The following is a 19,110-nucleotide window of genomic DNA, read 5'->3' as shown; positions in this document are numbered from 1 at the left end:
GCTGCGGCACACTCCTGCGATGACCCACGCTGTTTCCGATTTCCGCCTGTACCACTCCAACGCGCTCGATGTGCTGGCCGCCCTGCTGGCTGCCGAAGTGCGCACGCCGGTACCGGGCCAATCCGTGCTCGAACCGGAGGTGGTGCTGATCCCGCAGGTGGCCATGCGCCGCTGGCTGCAGTCCACGCTGGCGGCCGAGTATGGCATCGCCGCCAACCTGACCTTCCTCACCCCGGGTGAGTTCGTGGCGCGCGCGCTCAACGCCAACGTGCCGGGCGAACACGACGATCTCAACGCCGAAGGGCTGCGCTGGCGGCTGTACGCGGCGCTGCAGGACGCCACGCTGATGGCGCGCCCGCCGATGCGCGCGCTGCAGGCGTACCTGTCGGCGGCCGATCCGCTCAAGCCGTGGGCGCTGGCCGGCGAGCTGGCGGCGGTGTTCGAGAAGTACCAGGCCTGGCGTCGCGATTGGCTGCTGCGCTGGGAAGCCGGTGCCGAACCGAACGATCCGCAGGCCATCCTGTGGCGGCACATCGCCAGTGGCGAGCAGTACCGCGCGCGCCGCATCCACGCCTACCTGGAGCGGTTCGAGGGCGCAGGCAAGCCGGTGCCGCAGGGCCTGCCCGCGCGCGTGTTCGCCTTCGCCACGCTCAACATCTCGCCGGACGTGCTGCGGGTGATGGCGACCCAGGCGCGGGTCGGCACGATGCATTTCTACCTGCCCACGCCGACCCAGGCGTACTGGGGCGACCTTCAGACCCTGGGCGAGAAGCTGCGCAGCGGCGCGGCCGATCCGTTCGGCGGCAGCGCCGGCGAGAACCGCCTGCTGCAGGCGTGGGGTGCGGCAGGCCGCGACTTCATGGCCGTGCTGGGCAGCTACGAGGTGGTGCACCCGGCCGGTGAGATCGCCGCCTACGACGATCCCGAGGACGATACCGGCCCCACGCTGGACCAGGGCGGGCTGTCGGACAGCCTGCTGCATCGCCTGCAGCGCGACCTGTTCCACCGCCGCGGCGAACCGGCCGGCCCGCGTCGCCAGGCGCTGCGCCATGACGATCCCAGCCTGCAGGTGCATGCCTGCCATACGCGCCTGCGTGAACTGCAGGTGCTGCATGACCAGCTGCGCGGCCTGCTGCAGGACAACCGGTTCGATCCACCGCTGCAGGCCCGCGACATCGCGGTGCTGGCCCCGGACATCGACCCCTATGTGCCGTACCTGGAAGCGGTGTTCGGCGGGCGCAGCGGTGGCGAAGAGCACATTCCCTATGCGCTGGCCGATACCAGCCCGCTGGCCGGTGAGCCGCTGGCCGATGTGTTCGTGCACCTGCTCGGCCTGCCGGTGTCGCGCTTCGGGGTGAACGAAGTGCTCGACCTGCTCGCCAGCGCGCCGCTGGCCGACGCCGCCGGTCTGGACGCAGCGGCGTTCGACCGCCTGCACGACTGGCTGGACGCGGCGGGCGCGCGCTGGGGGCTGGATGCCGCGCACCGCCGCGAGCACCAGGCACCGGACGATGACGCCTTCACCTGGCAGTTCGCGCTCGACCGGCTGCTGCTCGGCCATGCCAGCGGCAGCGACGACGACATCGCCGGCGTGGCGCCGTGGCCGGAGCTGGAAGGCAGTGCGCTGGACGCGCTGGACCGGCTGCTTGGCCTGCTGCGCGTGCTGGCGCGCTATCAGAAGGCGCTGGGCCAGGCGCTGTCGCCGGCGCAGTGGCGCCAGCGGTTGCTGGCCATGCTGGATGCGCTGCTGCCCGACCCGCCGCAGGCGGCCAACAGCCAGCGCGCGCTGGAGCGCCTGCGCAAGCTGATCAACGACTTCGCCCGTGACGCGGCCACCGCCGGCTATCAGGGCGAGGTGCCGCCGGAGGTGGTGCGCGCGCACTTCGCCGGCGCGCTGGCCCAGGCCGATACCCGCGCACCGCTGCTGACCGGCGGCGTCAGCTTCGGCCGCATGGTGCCGATGCGTCTGCTGCCGTTCCGGGTGATCTGCGTGCTGGGATTGAACGACGGCGACTTCCCTCGGCGCGATCCGGCGGCCGGCCTCAACCAGCTCACCGCCGAACTGGGCACGGACAAGCGCCGGCATGGCGACCGATCGCTGCGCGAGGATGACCGTTTCCTGTTCCTGCAGCTGTTCGCCTCGGCGCAGGACGTTTTCTACCTGAGCTACCTTGGCGCCGACCCGCGTGATGGCAGCGTGCGCGAACCGTCGGTGCTGGTCAGCGAACTGATCGACGCGGCGGCCGAGTACCACCAGGCGCCGGCGACGGTGGCCCGGCAGATGACCGTGCGGCATTCGCTGCAGCCCTTCGCCCCGGCTGCCTTCGGCGGCGGCGATGAGCCCCGGCGCTTCAGCTACCGCCAGCAGTGGCACCCCGCGGCCGGGTCGCTGGGCGGTACCCGCCGCGCGCTGGCGCCGTGGTTCGCCCAGGCGCTGCCGCCGTCGGAGACCGCAGGCCTGGAAGCCGACCTGGGCCTGGACGCGCTGCGCCGCTTCCTCACCGATCCGGCCAGCCAGTTCCTGTCCCAGCGCCTTGGCCTGCGCCTGCCCGACGAGGTGGGCAGTGCCGACGACGTCGAGCCGCTGGTGATGGCGTCGCGTGGCCACGACAAGGTCCACCTGCAGCACGCGGTGATCGCCGCCACGCTGGCCGGGGACGAAGCGCCGTTGTATCCCCGCCTGCGCGCCCGCGCTCTGGTGCCGTCCGGCGCGCTGGGCGAGCGCCAGTTCGCGGCGCTGCAGGCGCAGACCGAACCCTATGCAGATGCGTTGGCGGCCTGGCAGGCCGGCAGCGTGGCCGACAGCCGCCGCTACGAGGTGGACATTGATGGCGTGCGCCTGCACGGGCGCGTGGATGACGTGTACCCGCATGGGCTGGCGCGCCTGCGCGCGGATCGCCTGAACGGTCGCGCGGCCATCCGCCAGGGACTGGACTGGCTGCTTGCCAACGCGGCGGGCGATGCGTTGCCGCTGGTCCAGTTCCACGATGCCGGCGACGAGGGGCTGGGCCCGCACGTGCTGGCGCCGCTGCCTGCCGACCAGGCACGCGCCGCCCTGCGCCGCCTGCTGCAGCTGCGCAGTGAGGGCCTGCGTGCGCCGTTGCTGTACGGCCCGTCCACCGGCTGGGCGCTGTACACCGCCGCGGAGGCCAAGCGTGCCACCGAGGGCTATGCCAAGTGGCATGGCAGCGAGCGCAGTTGGGCCGAATCCAGCGGCGCCAGCTACCAGCTGGCCCTGCGCGGCCGCGATCCGTTCGCCACCGCCGACAGTTACCGCCAACTGCTGCACACCAGCTTCGTGGTGTTCACCGCGGTGCGCGAAGGCCGGGTCTTCCCGGGCTTCGATGAGGAAGGAGCCGCGCAATGACCGACCACACCCTGCTCGATGATCCCTACCTGGCGCTGCCGCTGGACGGCGTGCGCCTGATCGAGGCCAGTGCCGGCACCGGCAAGACCTTCACCCTGGCCACGCTGTTCACCCGCCTGGTGGTGGAGAAGGGCTGGCGCATCGGCCAGATCCTGGCGGTGACCTTCACCGATGCGGCCACCCAGGAACTGCGCAAGCGCATCCGCGAGCGGCTGGCCTTGGCGGCGCAACTGGTCGAGCGCGCGCCATCCCCCGACGACGGCCCCGACGTGGTGCTGACCCGCGCCCTCCTGCAGCGCCAGCTGGCGCGCGGCGAGGAAACCCCGGCCGCACTCGCGCGGCGGCTGCAGACCGCGGCCGACGAAATCGACCTCGCCGCGATCTTCACCATCCACGGCTTCTGCACCCGTGTGCTGCGCGAGCACGCCCTGGAGAGCGGACACACCTTCGACCCACCGACGCTGCTGCCGAGCGAACGCGAGCTGCACGACGAACTGGCGGCCGACCTGTGGCGCGTCCATGCCAACGACCCGGCCACCGTCGAGGCGCTGACCTGGCTGTGGTCCACGCCCGATGCGCTGGCCGGCGATCTGGCGACCCTGATCAAACCGTTGCCGCTGCTGCCGGCGGCACCGACCCAGACCTGCCCCGATCCCGCGCCGCAGCTGGACGCCGCGGCCGCCGCGCTGGCCGAGGCGATCCCGGCGCATGCAGACGACGCGCAGGCGCAGATCGCGAGCGCCTTCGACCGCAAGGTGTTTGATGGCCGCCGCGCGAAACGGCCGAGCTTCGACAAGGCCTTCGGCGAGCTGTTCGCCGGCGTGGCCACGCAGCACTGGGCCCGCGGCGACAAGACCCACCTGGGCAAGCTGCTGCCGGTGAACCTGCTGGCGTTCTGCCGGGACGCCGAGCAGGGGCAGTGCCCCAGCTCGCCCCTGTTCGACGCGCTGCAGCGCTGGTGGCATGCCGCCGATGCCCGTGAACAGTGGCTGCGGCAGGCGGCCATCGTGTTCCTGCACGCGTTGCGCGCCGAGGCGCGCGCGCGCCTGGCCGAGCTCAAGCGGATCGGCCGCGTGCAGACCTACGACGATCTGATCGAGGGCGTGGCCGATGCGCTCGACGGCCCGCACCGCGCCACGCTGGTGCGGCAGCTGCGGGCGCAGTACGCGATCGCGCTGGTGGACGAATTCCAGGATACCGACGATCGCCAGTGGGGCATCTTCCAGCGGGTGTTCGGCCGCTCCGAGGAGACGGAGGACGCCGGACTGGCCCCGGCGCTGTTCCTGATCGGCGATCCGAAGCAGGCCATCTACGGGTTCCGCGGCGGCGATATCCACACCTACCTCAAGGCCAAGCGACAGGCGGACGCCGCCCCCGCGCTGGACCGCAACTTCCGCTCGCGTCCGGCCGTGCTGCATGCGATCGAAGCGCTGTACGCCCATGCCGGCGAGCGCGCGTTCCTGGAAGAGGACATCGCCTTCGAACCGGTGCACCCGGGCAACACCCGCAGCGACGACGACTTCCTGCGTGACGGCGCGCCCGCACCGGGCCTGACCGTGCGCGTGCTGCACAACCCCGACGGTGGCGCGCTCAAGGCCGATGCGTCGCGCCAGCAGGCCAGCGATGCCTGCGTGGCCGAGATCCACCGCATTCTCGTCCAGGCGCGGCAGGGCCGCGCGCTGCTGCGTGGGCATCCGGTACAGCCCGGCGACATCGCCGTACTGGTGCGCTCGCACAAGGAAGCCACGCGCATCCAGCAGGCGCTGGGCGCGGTTGGTATTCCTGCCGTGGCCGCCGGCAAGCAGAGCCTGTACGCCACCGACGAGGCCCACGAACTGCGCCTGCTGCTGCTCGCGCTGCTGCAACCTGCCGATGAAGGGCGCCTGCGCGCGGCGCTCTCCACTGTGCTGCTGGGCGAAGACGCGCAGGCCATCGACGCGATGGAACGCGAGGGTGAGTCGCAGCGCACCTTCCAGCTGCGCCTGCTGCTGTGGCGCGAGCGCTGGCAGCGCGGCGGCCCGTTCGCGGTGATCGCCGATCTGTGCGCCGAGCACGCCGAGCGTCTGCTCGGCCTGCTCGATGGCGAGCGTCGCCTGACCAATTACCTGCAGCTGGGCGAACTGCTGCAGCAGGCGGCCGGGCACACCCTGGGCATGCATGGCCTGCTGGACTGGCTGCAGGTCCAGATGGCGCACGCCGACCAGAACGACGAGCAGCAGCTGCTGCGGCTCGAATCGGATGCGCGCCGCGTGCAGATCATCACCCTGCACAAGAGCAAGGGCCTGGAGTATCCGCTGGTGTTCCTGCCGTTCGTGGGCATCGACGGCGGTGGCAACCGTGCCGATTCCAACTGCACCGTGCACGCCAACGGCCGCCGCGAGCTGCACTGGAAACTGGACCGCGACGAGGCGTGGAACGCGGCCGTCGAGCGCGCCGCGCTGGAGCAGAACGCCGAAGACGCGCGGCTGCTGTACGTGGGTCTGACCCGGGCCGAACACGCGCTGTGGATCGCCGCCGGCGACCTCACCGGCCTGGCCAGAACCCGCCTGGCAACGATGCTGTCGGACCTGGATGCGCTACGTTCGCACCCGGACATCGCTGTGGTCGAGGGACCCGCCGAGCCGCGCCCGGCCCAGCTTGCGTTCGTTGCCGAGGGCGAACTGCCGCCGGTGCGCGCGCTGACCCGGCGCGTGCCGCACGATTGGTGGGTGTACAGCTTCACCCAGTTGGCGCACGCTGACGCCGGGCACGACACCGAAGCCGCCGCGACCGAAGCGCCGGCGCCTGCGGCAGACGAACCGGCCGGCATCGACCCGGCGGTCGAGGCCGGGCCGGACACCGTCGCCGGCGCGGACCCGGTCGACCCGCGCTTCACGGGCAGCCGCTTCGGCAATGTCCTGCACGATGCGCTGGAGAACACCGACTTCGCGCGCTGGGCGGGCTGGCAGCCCGGGCAACCGGCGCCGGAAGAACAGGCGCAGGTATTGCGCGATGCCCTGGCGCAGGAAGGCTATGCCGACGAAGACCTCGACGATGGCGTGGACATGCTGACGGCACTGGTGGGGCAGACGTTGACCGTGGCCCTGCCCGAGGGGGGCGCGCTGCACGACGTGCCTGCCGACGCGCGCCGCGCCGAAATCGAGTTCCACTTCGCCATGCAGCCCACCGCCGTGCCGGCACTGCTCGACCTGCTGCACGCGCACGGCCTGGTGCGCGAGCGGCGGGGCTTCGGCACGCGGCGCCGGCTGGAGGGCCTGATGACCGGCAAGATCGATCTCACCTACGTGCGCGATGGTCGCTGGTACGTGCTCGACTACAAATCCAACCGGCTGCCCGGCTACGACCCGGCACGGCTGGCCACCGCCATGCAGCACAGCGAGTACGACCTGCAGGCGCTGATCTACACCGTGGCGCTGCACCGGTGGCTGCGCTTCCGGCTGGGCGCGGAGTATGACCTGGCGCGCGACATGGGCGGCATCCGCTACCTGTTCTGCCGTGGCCTGGATGCCACCCGCGCCGACAGCCCCGGGGTGTATGCGCACCGATTCGACCCGGTGCTGGTCGATGCGATGGACGCCCTGTTCGCCGGGGGCGAGCATGCCCAGGCACGCATGGCCGCACGCGCACGGGGGGAGGCATGAGCCTGCTCGCCGCGCTCTACCGCAGCAACGCGCTGCGTACCCTCGACCATGCATTGGCGAACAGCCTGCGCCGGCTGCGTCCGGACACCCCGGACAGCGTCCTGGCGGCGGCCGCGCTGGCCTCGCTGGCGGTGTCGCAGGGCCACGCCGGCTTCGACCCTTGCTGTCCGCAGCGGCTGGTGGACACGCCCGCCGATTGGCCCCCCGCAGCGGCATGGCTGGCGCAGCTGCGCGCCTCGCCTTGGGTGGAGGTGCCCGACACGGCCGATGCCGACGCGGGCGATGTTCCGCTGGTGCTGGAGAATGGGTTGCTCTACCTGCGCCGCTACCGCGAGTACGAGCGCCGCCTGGCCACCGGCCTGCAGCGCATCGCCTCGCACACGCTGGCCACGGACGGACCGGCCGCGCTCGCGGCGCTGTTTGCCCAGCTGTTCCCGCAGGCGCACGATGGCATCGACCACCAGGCGCGCGCCGCCGCCATCGCGCTGCGCCACCCGCTGGTACTGGTCACCGGTGGACCCGGTACCGGCAAGACCACCACCATCGCGCGGCTGCTGGTGCTGCTTGCCGCACAGGCCGTGCAGGCTGATCGACCGGTGCCGCGCGTGGCCCTGGCGGCACCGACCGGGCGCGCCGCCGAGCGCATGGCCGAGAGCCTGCGGCTGGCCGTGCAGCGCCTGCGCCTGGTCGGCATCGCACCGGCCCTGTGCGACGCCATGCCCGCGACCGGCACCACCCTGCATCGCCTGCTCGGCGTGATCCCCGATTCGCCGCGCTTCCGCCACCACCGCGACAATCCGCTGCCGTTCGACGTGGTGGTGGTCGACGAAGCGTCGATGATCGATCTGCCGTTGATGACCAAGCTGGTCGACGCGGTGGCCTCCGGCACCCGGCTGGTGCTGCTCGGCGATCCGGACCAGCTGCCCTCGGTGGAAGCCGGCGATGTGCTCAGCGCGATCCTGCGTGCCAGCGGCGATGGCCTGGGCACCCAGGCCGACGATGCGCAGGCCCTGCGCACGCTGCTGGCACCGGCCGCCCTGCAACCGCTGGCGGCGGCCACGCCGTTTGCCGGCCGCCGCGTGCAGCTGCAGCGCGGCTACCGTCAGACCGACGCGCTTGACCTGGCACCGCTGGCACATGCCGTGCGCGAGGGCGACAGCGCCACCGCCGTGGCGCTGCTGCGCGGCCGCGCGCTGGCCGGCGTGCACTTCCACGACGACCAGAGCGATCCCCTGCAGCACCACCGCGAGCACCTGCTGGCGCATTGGCGCGGGCTGGGTGAGGCGGCCGACCCCGGCCAGGCGCTGGCCAATGCCGGTCGCATCCGCCTGTTGACCGCAGTGCGTGAGGGGCCGCAGGGCGCACGCGGGCTCAACGCGCGCATCGAAGCGATGCTGGCCGGCGTGCCGCGCCCGGGCGCGGCGCCCGGCTACTTCCACGGCCGCCTGCTGCTCATTACCGAGAACAGCTATCGCCACCGTCTGTTCAACGGCGACATCGGCATCTGCCTGGGCGACCGGCATGGCGCGGTGACGGCCTGGTTCCCCGGCGAGACCGCCGACCAGCCACGCGGCTTCCATCCCGGTGCGCTGCCGGCGCACGAGAGCGCTTTTGCGATGACCGTGCACAAGGCGCAGGGCTCGGAGTTCGACGAGGTCTGGCTGCAGCTGCCGCGCCGCGACAACCGCGTGCTCTCGCGCGAGCTGATCTACACCGGCATGACCCGCGCACGTCACGCCCTGCACGTGCTGGGCAGCGCGGAGGTCATGGAGGCCGCACTGGCGCGGCATGCCAGCCGCCTGTCGGGGCTGGCAATGCGGTTGCAGGGAGAGAACACCGATACGGCGGCGGTGCCACCGGGACAGCATGCCGAGCCGCCGCCGTCACAAGGCGCGTTGTTCTAGACCGACGGCTTACGCCGGGATCAGGGTGGTGCCATCGGGATACACGATGGCACCGTCGCCACTCACGTCGAAGAAGCCCAGGCCGTGCTGGTAGGCAAGTTCCTGCACCCGGCCGTGCGCATGCTCGGCCACCGAGTGCGCGAAGGCGGCGTAGATCACCTGGCGGCCGACGCTGTAGTCGGTGACCTGCGGCCGATCGTCGTCGTCATCGACGAGCGGTCCGTTCATCGGCGGATACTCGGTGGTGATATCGGCGTACCACGCCTGCAGCGCCGGAGCACTGACCGACGCGTCGTCGTAGTCGTGGTCTTCATTCCACTCGGCCTGGCGCTCGAACCAGGCGATGAAGGCGGCCACCTCGCGCGGGGCGGCTGCGGGATCAAAAACCATCACGTCATAACTCATGGGGCGTCCTTCACATCGGAGAATTCGGCGGCGTTGGTCCGCCGCCGCGCAAGCCTAGCTGACGGCGGCGCCTGCGCCCATCGTGCGCTGCAGTGATGCCTTCACAACGCCTGCGATCACGCGAGGCGCGCCCCTCTTCACAGAAGCAAATGTGCTGAAATGCGCACTTCACAGGTGCTCTGCATCACAAATGATGTCAGGGCCTCGCGATGCAGATACCCAAAGCCGATCCAGTATCGCGGCGGATCTGCCGATAAAGAAGCGCCTGCAACGATCTGACAAGTATCTGCAACGCGTCGCCAAATCTGCGAACGCCGCTCCGGTTACACCGGTACTCAAGGAACTGCGATGTCGTTTTCGACGCACTCGCAGTGGGGATCCCGCGTAGTCGCGCATGCCCGGACGCGCCATCGGCCGCCCGTGAGCGGGGTCCGTCGATACACCGGCCCGGCTTATCAGCAGAAGGAAGCGGCAATTCTATGGACGTGATCGAGCGTGGATTGAATCTCCCCGACAGCAGCGCGACGCCCGGTGCCGGGTACGTGGACGGGGCCGATGATGGGGATGGTCATCTGCTGGCGTGGAGCCTGGCGCTGCTGACCCGCATGCGGCACTGCAGTTGCCACGGCACGTTGGGCGAAGGCGTGGGAGGCAGTCGCGAAGAGGTGTTGGCGCGTGCACGGATCCGGCCGCAGGGCGCTGCGGCCTCGCGCCTGGTCGAGCGCGCCCGCGACTGGATCGAACGCCACATCGATGATGAAGACCTGTCGGTGGACCGGCTTGCCTTCGCGCTGAACATGTCGCGCACCAGCCTGCATCGCAAGCTGGTGGCGAGCATCGGCCATCCGCCGGGAGAGTTGATCCGGCTGGTGCGTCTGCAGCTGGCGCACCGGCTGCTGCGCGATGGCGAGGGCAATGTATCGGAGGTGGCCTACGCGGTGGGCTTTGTGAGCCTGTCCGGTTTCAGCCGCGCCTATCGCCATCACTACGGTGAGCCGCCCTCCAGCATGCGCGGCGGCTGCTGCGCGCGACCGGCACCGCGTCGCGCCGTTGCAACGGACGGTTGAACCCCCGCAACACCGCGCCGCGCGTGAGCGCGGCCTGCCCGCTATCAATAACCCTGTGGCTTCGCACTGCCATCGCATCACCGCGGTGGGCAGTGCGCCACGACCAGGAGCAGAGGCGAAATGAGCCGGACCATGTCGTTCCACACATTGATCGAAGCGCTGGCCGGGGCCGTCATCGAGGCCCAGGACAGCGTGGAGATGCATCAGATTTCCCATCTGCGCCATTACTTCGACGAAGACAACCGGCCCCGGAGCGTCACCATCCGCCTGCCCTCGCTGCACCCGCAGGCCGAGGAAGGCGATGAAGACCTGTACCGCGCACCGCTGTTGCCGCTGGTCTCCACCAACACCCTGCGCATCCGGGAAGTGGAGATCAGTTTCGACGCGGACCTCGCGGACCTGGGCCACGAGGACCCTGAAGCGCCTGCGCCGGGCGCGACGGAGGCCTGGGAGTCGCCGCGGCCGGCGGCGCGACACGTTGGACTGGATACCGGCCGTGGCAGGGGCGTGGGCAACGTACACGTGCAGCTGCGTGTCGAAGGAACCGAACCGACCGATGGCGCGGCGCGGTTGATCAACCACCTGGCGCAGTGCCAGGGGGTGTTCAAGACCATCAAAGCCACTTGACCCACACCGCCAACCAACAGGAGTAATCCGCAATGAGCGACCTGGTCAATATTTCCAGTCAGTTCAAGGGCCTGCCGATGGGCGATCTCATCGGCGGCCCGCTTACCGCCGCCTGCGATTCGCAGATCAAGCTCGCCCAGGCCACCGCCAGCTTCATCCGCTCCGTCGGCTTCCTGCCGCCGGACCCGGCCAACACCGATCCCAACGCAGTGGGGGCCACCCGCACCGCGCTGTTCCGCTTCAAGCGTCCGGTCGACAACCTGGACCCGGCCACCAAAGCCGCCCAGCCGTTCGCCGAGGAAGAAGTGGAACTGGAAGTGCCGCTGCTGGCGATCGTCAAGGTGCCCAACCTGAGCATCCAGAAAGTGGACATCAACTTCGAGATGGAAGTGAAGTCCTCGTTCTCGACCAAGGAATCCAGCGACTACGCGGCCAGCATGCAGGCCGAGATGAAGGTCGGCTGGGGCATCTTCTCGGCCAAGGTGAACATCCAGGGCTCGGTGGCCGCGCACAAGGAAACCGCGCGTGCCTCGGACAACTCGGCCAAGTACACCGTGTCGGTGCTGGCCGAGGATCGCGGCATGCCCGAAGGCCTGGCCCGGGTGATGGACATCCTGCAGACCGCGTCGGCACCGCGCAAGGTGGGCGCTCCGGTTCCGGTGTGAGGCCGGCGTCGCCCCGCATGGCAGCGTCATGGCCCGTCGTGTCGCGATGATGCGGCGGGTCCGTTTGTTCCATCGCAGCGGAGTCTTCCATGTTCGACCTCAACGACGTCAAGTTCGTCAAACGCATCGTGGTGGGCAGCAACAACCCGACCCAGATGCTCACCGACGATGACCTGGCCAGCGCCCAGGACCTGCTCAACCGCTGCCTGAGCGACACGCCCAAGGGGGCCATCCTCGGCATCGAGCGCAGCTTCACCATCCTGCAGATCGGCGAGCACCAGGTGGTGCTGCAGTGGCTGGCCTACCACGTGGGTTTCCCGCGCAAACCGATCTGGATGGTTGACTGACCCTACCTGGAGCATGCGCATGGCCGACCACCGGCTGGATGATCTGATCGAGACCCTGGCCCACGCCCTGGCCCGCACCCGCGGACGCTGCGCGCGCGAGCACCTGCACCGCCTGCAGCAGCGCTGGGGCGCACGCGGCCTGGACGTGGCGACCCTCGTCGATGGGCACTGGGAGCAACGCACGCTGCCGCTGGCCGACCTGGTCAAACCGCGCGGCATCATGGCGATGGCGCTGGAAGTCCAGATCGACTGCCGCATCGAAGAACTGCGCGGCACGCGCGGCCAGCCGCCCGGGCTTGCCCTGTGCCCGTGCAGCGACCGGGCCGACCACCGCCTCACCATCTGTCTGCAGGGCGGCAACCCGATGCATGGGCAACTGCTGCTGGACGGGCAACCGCTGCGGACCTTCAGCGTGCCCCTGGATACCGGCGGGGCGGCCTGACCGTGGCCCGCCGCGACCGGGTGCGCCTGCTGCTTTCCGCTGACGACACCCAACAGGTGCAGCAGTGGCTCGGCCCGCTGCTGGCGCGCCGCCGTGCCGCCGCCCGGCGCCGCCGCCAGCGCCTGCTGGCCACCTTGTGGCTGACCGCGCTGGCGGTGGCGCTGCTGACCCGCGGCTTCTGAGCCGCCGTCCCTTCACCCTGGAGCACCTGATGAACACAGTTCTTTCCTCACGCGTGTGCGGCCTGCTGGCACTGCTGGCCCCCGCGCTGGTCACGGCGCAATCATCCTCGCCCCCTCCACTGACCTGGGTCGGCACCGATCTGGTGGACGGGCGGCCGTCGTCGGTGCGCTTCACTGCGGCCGATGCCGCCGCGCCGACACTGATCGCGTTCGGTGCCGGGCGCGCGTGCCGCCTCGAGGCACGCTTCGTCACCCACGATGGCAACCAGTTCCACTACGACGTGACGGCCGGCAACGGCGGCTGGTGCGACCGGTTCCAGCCGGGACGCGTAGTGCTGCGGGTTGACGGCCGGAAGGCGACGCTGCAGGTGCGAACCCAGGGCGCGCCCCTGCAGGTGGCGATGTGGCCGGTGGGCGATGCCACGCGCGCGCCACCGCCGCGCGGTACGTGGACCGGTCTGGCCAATCCGGCCGATCCGGACGCGTCGCTGGCGTCGCTGCAACTGGCCGACCACGATCCCGGCGACACCCGCAGCCGCCTGGTGTTCGGCAGCCCGGACAGTTGCCGGCTCAGCCTGCGCTACGAAGGCGCCACCCCCGCCGGTGCGTGGTACGCGCCGTTGCCGGGCAATGGCGGCGCCCGCTGCGATCGCCTGCTGGATCAGTGGGTGGTCGTGCGCGAGGCCGGGGATGCCGCCACCGTCCATGTCGAACCGACACCCGGCGACTGTGCCGACGGCTGTCGCTGGACGCGGTCGTCGCGTTGAGGTCGCGTGCCGCCACGGTCGCGTATGACCGTGGCGGCACGCAGGGCCTCACCAGTGCGCGTAGCTGCCGCTGTCGTACATGCGCCATTCGGCGGCGCGCCGGTTGACCAGGCCCTGCATCACCTTGCCCTGCGAGCGGGTCCAGGCCATCCACGCGGCCTGCAGGCTTGCGTAGGACGTCGGGGCCTGCGGGCGGTTGATCATCCGCACCACCGAAGACGCCTTGAAGCTGCCGCCGCCGATGTTGAAGCACAGGATGGTCAACGCATCGAACTGGCATTGGGTCAGCGTGGTGCCGATGCAGCCGCGCACGGTCGCCTCGAACGGCGCCAGGTCCTGGCGCAGCAATGCCTCTGCTTCCTCGAGCGTGATCACCCTGCCGAGCGTCTTCCATTCGGTTGCCACGATCAGATGGCCGTAGCCCACGGTGGCGCCGGGTACCCAGGCGGTGATCGCCTTTCCGGTCTGGTCGTCATAGGGTTGCAGGCGTTGGCCTTCCACCCGCTTGAGCCAGTCGATTCCCTGCTGGCTGAGTGTCATCGTGTTCATCGTGGATCCTCGTGTGGTCTGGGTGCATCCAGGGGGAGGGGCCACGCCGGGGGGCGCGGGCTCATGTGCGGTCGGGGAACTTGAAGCCGATGTAGGTGCCCGAGCTCAGGCCCATCAGCCCCAGCAGCGTCGGGCTCAGCTCGGGCATGCTCAGGTTGTTGTAGACGTCGGCGATGAAGATCACGCCCAGAATCAAGGTGAACGCAAAGATCTGGAAGCGATCGAAGCGGTAGCCCTGCGTGTCCGAGAGCAGGTCGTGCAGCAGCCCCTGCGAGCGGGCCGGCGGTGGTGTCGGCACCGGCGCTGCCGCGGGCGGATCGGCAGCAGGGTCGGTGTGCTGTGCTGACCGGCGCTGCGCGCTGCCGGCATCGATCATCGCCTCGCTGAGCGCGGTGCCGGCACTGATGCCCAGCAGAGCCAGCAGCGAGGCGTGGATGGTGTCGGTGGCGTCGGTGACCAGCCAGATCGCGGTGTAGGACACGTAGATCAGGAAGAACCAGACGGCCATCTGGAAGCGCCCGAGGTCGTAGGGCTGGTGCGGGCCCGGGCCCGGCTTGCGGATGATGCTGGTGGTGCGCGCCAGGTGCACGAAGACCGCCAGCATCAGCACCACCAGCACCAGCGCGATGGTGCCGTACACCGGGGAGATCACCGTCAGCAGCACGCGCTGGCTGGCATCGTGGTGAGTGTCGAACGGCGAGCCATCCACACGTCCCACACTGAACGTCACCGGGCGCCGCAGTCCGGCCGGCGAGCCGAGCAGGTCCATCCACACCGCGCGGTTGTCATCGGTGATGCGCAGGTGGAACAGCAGCCGCCCGTGCGCCAGGTCGATTGCCTCGGGCGCGTTGCCGGGCAGGGCGCGTCCATCGATATACGGCACCAGGTGGCGCGGGTCGTTGTGCTCGGCCCACGCCGCCAGGTTGTCCACGTGTACTTCCACGGTGTAGTCCAGCTCCAGGTGGCCATGCAGGCGGGTGACGCGGGGCAGGTCGTCGGCGTGGGCCGGCGCGGGCGGCGCGCACAACCCGAGCAGGACCGCGCACAACAGCGCGGCGATGCGTACCAGCGCCATCCGCACGAACGCGCGCCGCCGGCGCACAGCATCCAGGGTGTCGGCGGGCGTCGGGTTGGCGGGCAATGGCATCGCGGCACTCCTTGCGGAAACGGATTCGGTGCGCCTGGCGTGCGCCAGCACAGATATAGGGCGCCGCCCAGCGCCGCGCCGGTCGTCGTGTTTCAGGGGTTTGCCGCGTCGTTCCAGCGGCGTGCGCGACGGGGCGTCGGCGTGCTCGGGGCGGGCATGGACCGCGCCGGCCGGCTGTCGGAGAGGATCACCACACTGGCCGCGCTGTACGGAAACACGCCCAGGTCGGAGATCTCGTCCGGGCCGGACTCGGGAAACACCTGGCGGCGTCGCCCGGCGATGATGCGCTCGACGGTGATCTGGTCGGCCATTGCGCCCATCTGCAGCGGCTGGGTGAACACTTCCACGGTGATGCCCAGCCGTCCGTGGCCCTGCACCGGCTGGGCGAACACCAGGTCCACCGAACGCCCCGGGTCGATGACGTGCCAGCCCGACGACTCCGCACCGAACGCGAAACGCGCGCTGCGCCCATCCCGCCCCGCTTCCAGGTGGAAGGGACGCAGTCCGATCGGCAGTGCGCCGGGTGTTTCCTGCAGCAGCGTGTTCTGCAGCCACGGCGCCTGCATGCCCTCGGCCAGCAGCAACCCGATCTGCACATCAAGCACCGCAAAGCTCAGCTCGCCCACGTTGCTGATGGTGATGGTGTGGCGGGTGTCGATCCCGGTGGCGTCCTCGGCCTCCAGTTCGCTGGCGATCGACAGCGACGCCAGCGCGCGCTGGTGCTCCCACAGCACCGGCCGCGCCGCCAACCATGCGTCGAGCGCGATCACGAACGAGACGCCGGCGATGGTCAGCGGCAGCGCCTGTTCGGCGACCAGATGCACCAGCCGCAGCAGCCGCGCGCGCCAGACCGACGGCGTGCGCCCGCGCCGCCCGGATGGCGGCCTCGCACGGCGCGGCGCGCTCATGCAGTCGCGTCGGGCAGGAGGTGGGCATCCACCCCGAGGATCATCCGATAGCCCTCGAACGCAGCCGCATCGGCATGGATCGTGCTGACCTCGTGCCACCAGGGCGAGCGCGTGTCCGGCTGGAAAATGCCTTCGCCTTCGGCCAGCGCGCGTTCCAGGTGCACCGGGCCGGTCGGACCGCGGCGCACCCGCGACACCCCGCCGTGAATGCCGCGCCGGCGCACCACCAGCGCCGACACGATGAAGTCCGCCCCGTCCTGGTGGATGCCTTCGGGGGCGGGTTCGGTGCCGCCGGCGAGGCCGGCGACCGTCAGCATCTGGTGCACCACCAACCGCAGCCGGGTGGCGGCGCGGCGGGCATGCACGGTTTCGGCGACGCAGGCGAGCAGCCGCAGCAGGCCCGGATGGTTGCTCAGCACGGGCGAGAGCGGTGCGAACTGCCGGCGCGCGATGCGATCGGCATTGCCGGGTTGCTCGAAGACCGTGTCGGGCAGAGGTTGCAGCCACCAGCTGCCGTCCACACGGCGGTCGGCCAGATACGTGCGCATGGCCCGTCGCCGGTGCGGTGCGACGCGGCGCAGGGCGTCGGCGAGGATGCCCGGCAACCCGTCCAGCAGGACCGGCCAGGCCGGGTGGCCGGCATCGCCATCGCAGGCATCAAGCAGGTCGCGCTGCGGCGCGGCCAGAATGCAGCGGTAGCGCTGCAGGACACGGCGCCGCCGCACCTGTACGTCGTAGGGATCCCAGCACAGGCTGTCGGCGTGGCTGGCGACGTCATCCAGAAACGAAGCGGGCAGGCCGAGCGTGTCCAGGGTGAACAGCTGTGGGCCCGGCGCGGCCGGCAAAGGCGCGGCCAGGCAATGCGCCGCGCGCAGCGGCGGGGGAGCGGGAAGCGGGACGGCGTGCATGCGCAGGTCTCCGGAAAGAGTCGCATCGCAGGCAGCGCGGTGCCCGATGCACCTGCTGTATAGCCAGCCCACGGCAGCGCCGGCGGGCAGGGCGTTGCACGCCGTTGTCGGCATCTGCCAACCCGGGCCGGTGACTCAGCGTGCGGCGGGTACCGCGCCCACCGGCGGCGGGGCCGGCACCGGCATGCGTTCGGGGAACAGGCCGTAGCGCAGGCCCAGCACGCCCATCAGTGCCTCGTCGCGGGCCTTGCCCGGGTCCACGGTCTGCACGCGCTTGAGCGAGGCATCCAGGCGCGCCTGCAGGCCTTCCGGCGCCGGCAGCGGACGCCGCTGCGCCACCTGCGCGCGGTAGTGCGCGGCCACATCGTCCAGGATCGCCTCGATCGCCTGCGCGCTCGCCTCGGGCAGGCCATGCCGGGCGCGGCGCAGCTGCAGGATGTTCAGGCCGACGCGCGCTTCGGTGAGCATATCCACCGAGGCGATGTCGCTGCCCTCCGGCGTGGCGGCCAGGCGCGGGGCGAGCAGGCCCAGCAGGTCCAGCATGCGTGCGGCAAACTGCTGGCGGTCCTGCTGGCCGCGCCCTTCGGCCGCTTCGGCCAACGTACTCCAGCCCTGGCGGACCAGTCGTCGTGCGGTCCATTCGGCACCGACGGAGCGGAACAGGCGGGTCATCACCACCGCGAACCCGATGCCGATGAACATCGCCACCGAAGAGTTGATGAAACTCTGGATGTTGGCGTTGTAGGTGTTCTGCACATTGAGCAGCGCCACCAGGTTGACCGTCAGCGGCAGCCCGATCAGGGCCGTCTGCGGCCGGTGCAGCAGCAGCCCCAATGGCAGGAAAATCACCGCCAGCACCAGGGCCAGGCTGCCGAAGTCGTGCACCGCGGGGAAGATGCCGAACAGGTACACGCCGGCGACCAGGCTGGCCACGATCGCCCACAGCAGGAAGGACAGCATGCTCGGCGCGGGGTCGTCCTGCGCGGCGAAGAAGGCGGCGGCCACCGCGGCCATCATCGCGCCGTTGCCACCGCCCTCCCAGCCCAGGCCGATCCACAGCGCGCAGTAGGTCATCAGCGCCACCCCGGCGCTGGCGGCCGAGAACAGCGCCATGCCGTAATCGACATGGCGCGCATCGCCGCCACGGCGCGCACGGATGCGGTAGTGGGTGGCGTCGCGCGGCGCGCTGCCCGCTTCGATTGCCTGCTGCAGGGACGTGCAGTCCTGCCACAGGTCCACCAGCTCCTCCAGCCGCAGCAGCAGCGTGACCAGCAGCAGGTGGTCCAGTTCGCCGTCCACCGCCGGCTTCAGCGCGCGGATGCGCTCGCGCAGCGCCGCATACCCGCTGGCGCTGGAGCGCCCGGGGTGTTCCAGCCACTGCGCGATGTCGTCCACCAGCGGTTCCAGGCCCGGCGGCAGCGCGCGCCCGCCGGCGCGCAACGCGCCCAGCCGGTCGGCGATGGATGACAGCACCGGCAGCATCAGCAGCATGCGCTCGCGCAGGCGCTCCATCGACACGGCAGCCCCCGCGTGGCGCGGGTCATCGCGGCGCAGGAACTCGATCAGCGCCTCGAACTGCACCAGGTCAGCCGCCAGCCGGTTGCGTGGCGCATGCGCGTGCCCCCGGGTGAGGATCTGGCGGCACCACTGCGCCGCATCGCCCATCCAGTTGCCGATCCGCGAGCGCAGCATCGGCCGCACCGACGTCGGGAAGAACAGCGAAGCGAACAGCACCGCCACCACCGTGCCCAGGATGATCTCCTCGCTGCGCGCCACCACGGTGTCGAAGATGGTGTCCGGCGAGGTCACCGCCGGAAAACCGATGAACGCCGTGGTGTAGCCGGCCAGCAGGAACGCGTAGCCGCGCGGGCCCCGGTTGAGCAGGGCGATGAACAGGCAGGCCGACAGCCACAACGACATCGCCGCGCTCAGCAGCAGCGGCGTCTCCACCAGGTGCGGCAGCATCCACAGCGTGGCCGCGCCGGCGATCAGCGTGCCGACGATGCGGTACACGCCCTTGGCACGCGTTGGCCCGAGCATCGGCTGGGTCACGATGTACACCGTGGCCATCGCCCAGTACGGGCGCGACAGATTGCCGGCCAGGCCGATATAGAGCGCGGCGAGTGCGGCCAGGAAGGTCTTTACCGAGAACAGCCAGGCTTGGCGGTCGAGCAGCAGCATGGG

General features: G+C 70.6%; 16 protein-coding genes. 10 read left to right on the top strand and 6 right to left on the bottom strand.

What is annotated here, in order from left to right; genetic code table 11:
* The first annotated feature begins 19 nt into the window (after positions 1-19).
* The 3 genes from recC to recD are packed head-to-tail and all read left to right on the top strand — an operon-like array spanning position 20 to position 8,912.
* Entirely contained in the window at positions 20-3,367 is a 3,348-nt protein-coding gene (gene recC / locus ACPEH1_RS12720) for an exodeoxyribonuclease V subunit gamma (protein WP_287252661.1), read from the top strand.
* Complete coding sequence (gene recB, locus ACPEH1_RS12715; protein WP_423715877.1) at positions 3,364-7,008, top strand: exodeoxyribonuclease V subunit beta; 3,645 nt, start codon at positions 3,364-3,366, stop codon at positions 7,006-7,008. Before recC ends, recB begins: the two co-directional genes overlap by 4 nt.
* Positions 7,005-8,912 (top strand): exodeoxyribonuclease V subunit alpha, encoded by a 1,908-nt coding sequence (gene recD / locus ACPEH1_RS12710; RefSeq protein ID WP_423715876.1) that lies wholly within the window; start codon positions 7,005-7,007, stop codon positions 8,910-8,912. The genes recB and recD overlap by 4 nt, the downstream gene beginning before the upstream one ends.
* A gap of 9 nt (positions 8,913-8,921) precedes the next feature.
* Here recD and ACPEH1_RS12705 read toward each other — a convergent pair whose 3' ends face one another.
* The gene (locus tag ACPEH1_RS12705) at positions 8,922-9,317 is read right to left on the bottom strand and encodes a hypothetical protein (protein ID WP_423715875.1); all 396 of its coding nucleotides are present in this window, start codon (positions 9,315-9,317) and stop codon (positions 8,922-8,924) included.
* A 479-nt stretch (positions 9,318-9,796) separates the two neighbouring features.
* Between ACPEH1_RS12705 and ACPEH1_RS12700 the strand changes: the two genes are divergently transcribed.
* From ACPEH1_RS12700 to ACPEH1_RS12670, 7 genes are all read left to right on the top strand, one after another.
* Complete coding sequence (locus ACPEH1_RS12700) at positions 9,797-10,384, top strand: helix-turn-helix transcriptional regulator (RefSeq protein WP_017355686.1); 588 nt, start codon at positions 9,797-9,799, stop codon at positions 10,382-10,384.
* 120 nt (positions 10,385-10,504) lie between these two features.
* Positions 10,505-11,011 carry a DUF2589 domain-containing protein gene (locus ACPEH1_RS12695; RefSeq protein ID WP_423715874.1) on the top strand — a complete coding sequence of 169 codons (507 nt, stop codon included), beginning with the start codon at positions 10,505-10,507 and terminating at the stop codon, positions 11,009-11,011.
* 32 nt (positions 11,012-11,043) lie between these two features.
* Positions 11,044-11,676: a DUF2589 domain-containing protein gene (locus tag ACPEH1_RS12690; RefSeq protein ID WP_017355688.1), complete on the top strand. Its 633-nt coding sequence runs from the start codon at positions 11,044-11,046 to the stop codon at positions 11,674-11,676.
* A gap of 89 nt (positions 11,677-11,765) precedes the next feature.
* A complete protein-coding gene (locus ACPEH1_RS12685) occupies positions 11,766-12,023 on the top strand; it encodes a hypothetical protein (RefSeq protein ID WP_017355689.1) in 258 nt (85 codons plus the stop codon).
* Between the two features lie 19 nt (positions 12,024-12,042).
* Positions 12,043-12,465: a hypothetical protein gene (locus ACPEH1_RS12680; RefSeq protein ID WP_037591072.1), complete on the top strand. Its 423-nt coding sequence runs from the start codon at positions 12,043-12,045 to the stop codon at positions 12,463-12,465.
* Positions 12,466-12,467: 2 nt separating this feature from the next.
* Positions 12,468-12,647, top strand: coding sequence for a hypothetical protein (locus ACPEH1_RS12675; RefSeq protein WP_136006864.1), 180 nt, complete (start codon positions 12,468-12,470; stop codon positions 12,645-12,647).
* 29 nt (positions 12,648-12,676) lie between these two features.
* Entirely contained in the window at positions 12,677-13,414 is a 738-nt protein-coding gene (locus tag ACPEH1_RS12670; RefSeq protein WP_154081208.1) for a hypothetical protein, read from the top strand.
* Positions 13,415-13,462: 48 nt separating this feature from the next.
* Here ACPEH1_RS12670 and ACPEH1_RS12665 read toward each other — a convergent pair whose 3' ends face one another.
* From ACPEH1_RS12665 to ACPEH1_RS12645, 5 genes are all read right to left on the bottom strand, one after another.
* The gene (locus tag ACPEH1_RS12665) at positions 13,463-13,963 is read right to left on the bottom strand and encodes a lysozyme (RefSeq protein WP_017357512.1); all 501 of its coding nucleotides are present in this window, start codon (positions 13,961-13,963) and stop codon (positions 13,463-13,465) included.
* 61 nt (positions 13,964-14,024) lie between these two features.
* Positions 14,025-15,110, bottom strand: a complete 1,086-nt coding sequence (locus ACPEH1_RS12660) for a hypothetical protein (protein WP_423715873.1) — start codon at positions 15,108-15,110, stop codon at positions 14,025-14,027.
* Between the two features lie 92 nt (positions 15,111-15,202).
* A complete protein-coding gene (locus tag ACPEH1_RS12655) occupies positions 15,203-16,018 on the bottom strand; it encodes a hypothetical protein (protein WP_312706835.1) in 816 nt (271 codons plus the stop codon).
* Positions 16,015-16,926 (bottom strand): 2OG-Fe dioxygenase family protein, encoded by a 912-nt coding sequence (locus ACPEH1_RS12650; RefSeq protein WP_165699851.1) that lies wholly within the window; start codon positions 16,924-16,926, stop codon positions 16,015-16,017. The genes ACPEH1_RS12655 and ACPEH1_RS12650 overlap by 4 nt, the downstream gene beginning before the upstream one ends.
* A 135-nt stretch (positions 16,927-17,061) precedes the next feature.
* The gene (locus tag ACPEH1_RS12645) at positions 17,062-19,107 is read right to left on the bottom strand and encodes an FUSC family protein (protein WP_312706831.1); all 2,046 of its coding nucleotides are present in this window, start codon (positions 19,105-19,107) and stop codon (positions 17,062-17,064) included.
* Between the last annotated feature and the right edge of the window lie 3 nt (positions 19,108-19,110).

Source organism: Stenotrophomonas sp. NPDC077421 (assembly GCF_049545505.1).
GTDB classification, from domain to species: Bacteria; Pseudomonadota; Gammaproteobacteria; order Xanthomonadales; family Xanthomonadaceae; genus Stenotrophomonas; species Stenotrophomonas nematodicola.
Note: the sequence above shows the minus strand (reverse complement) of the source record. Positions and strands in the feature narration are given on the sequence as shown.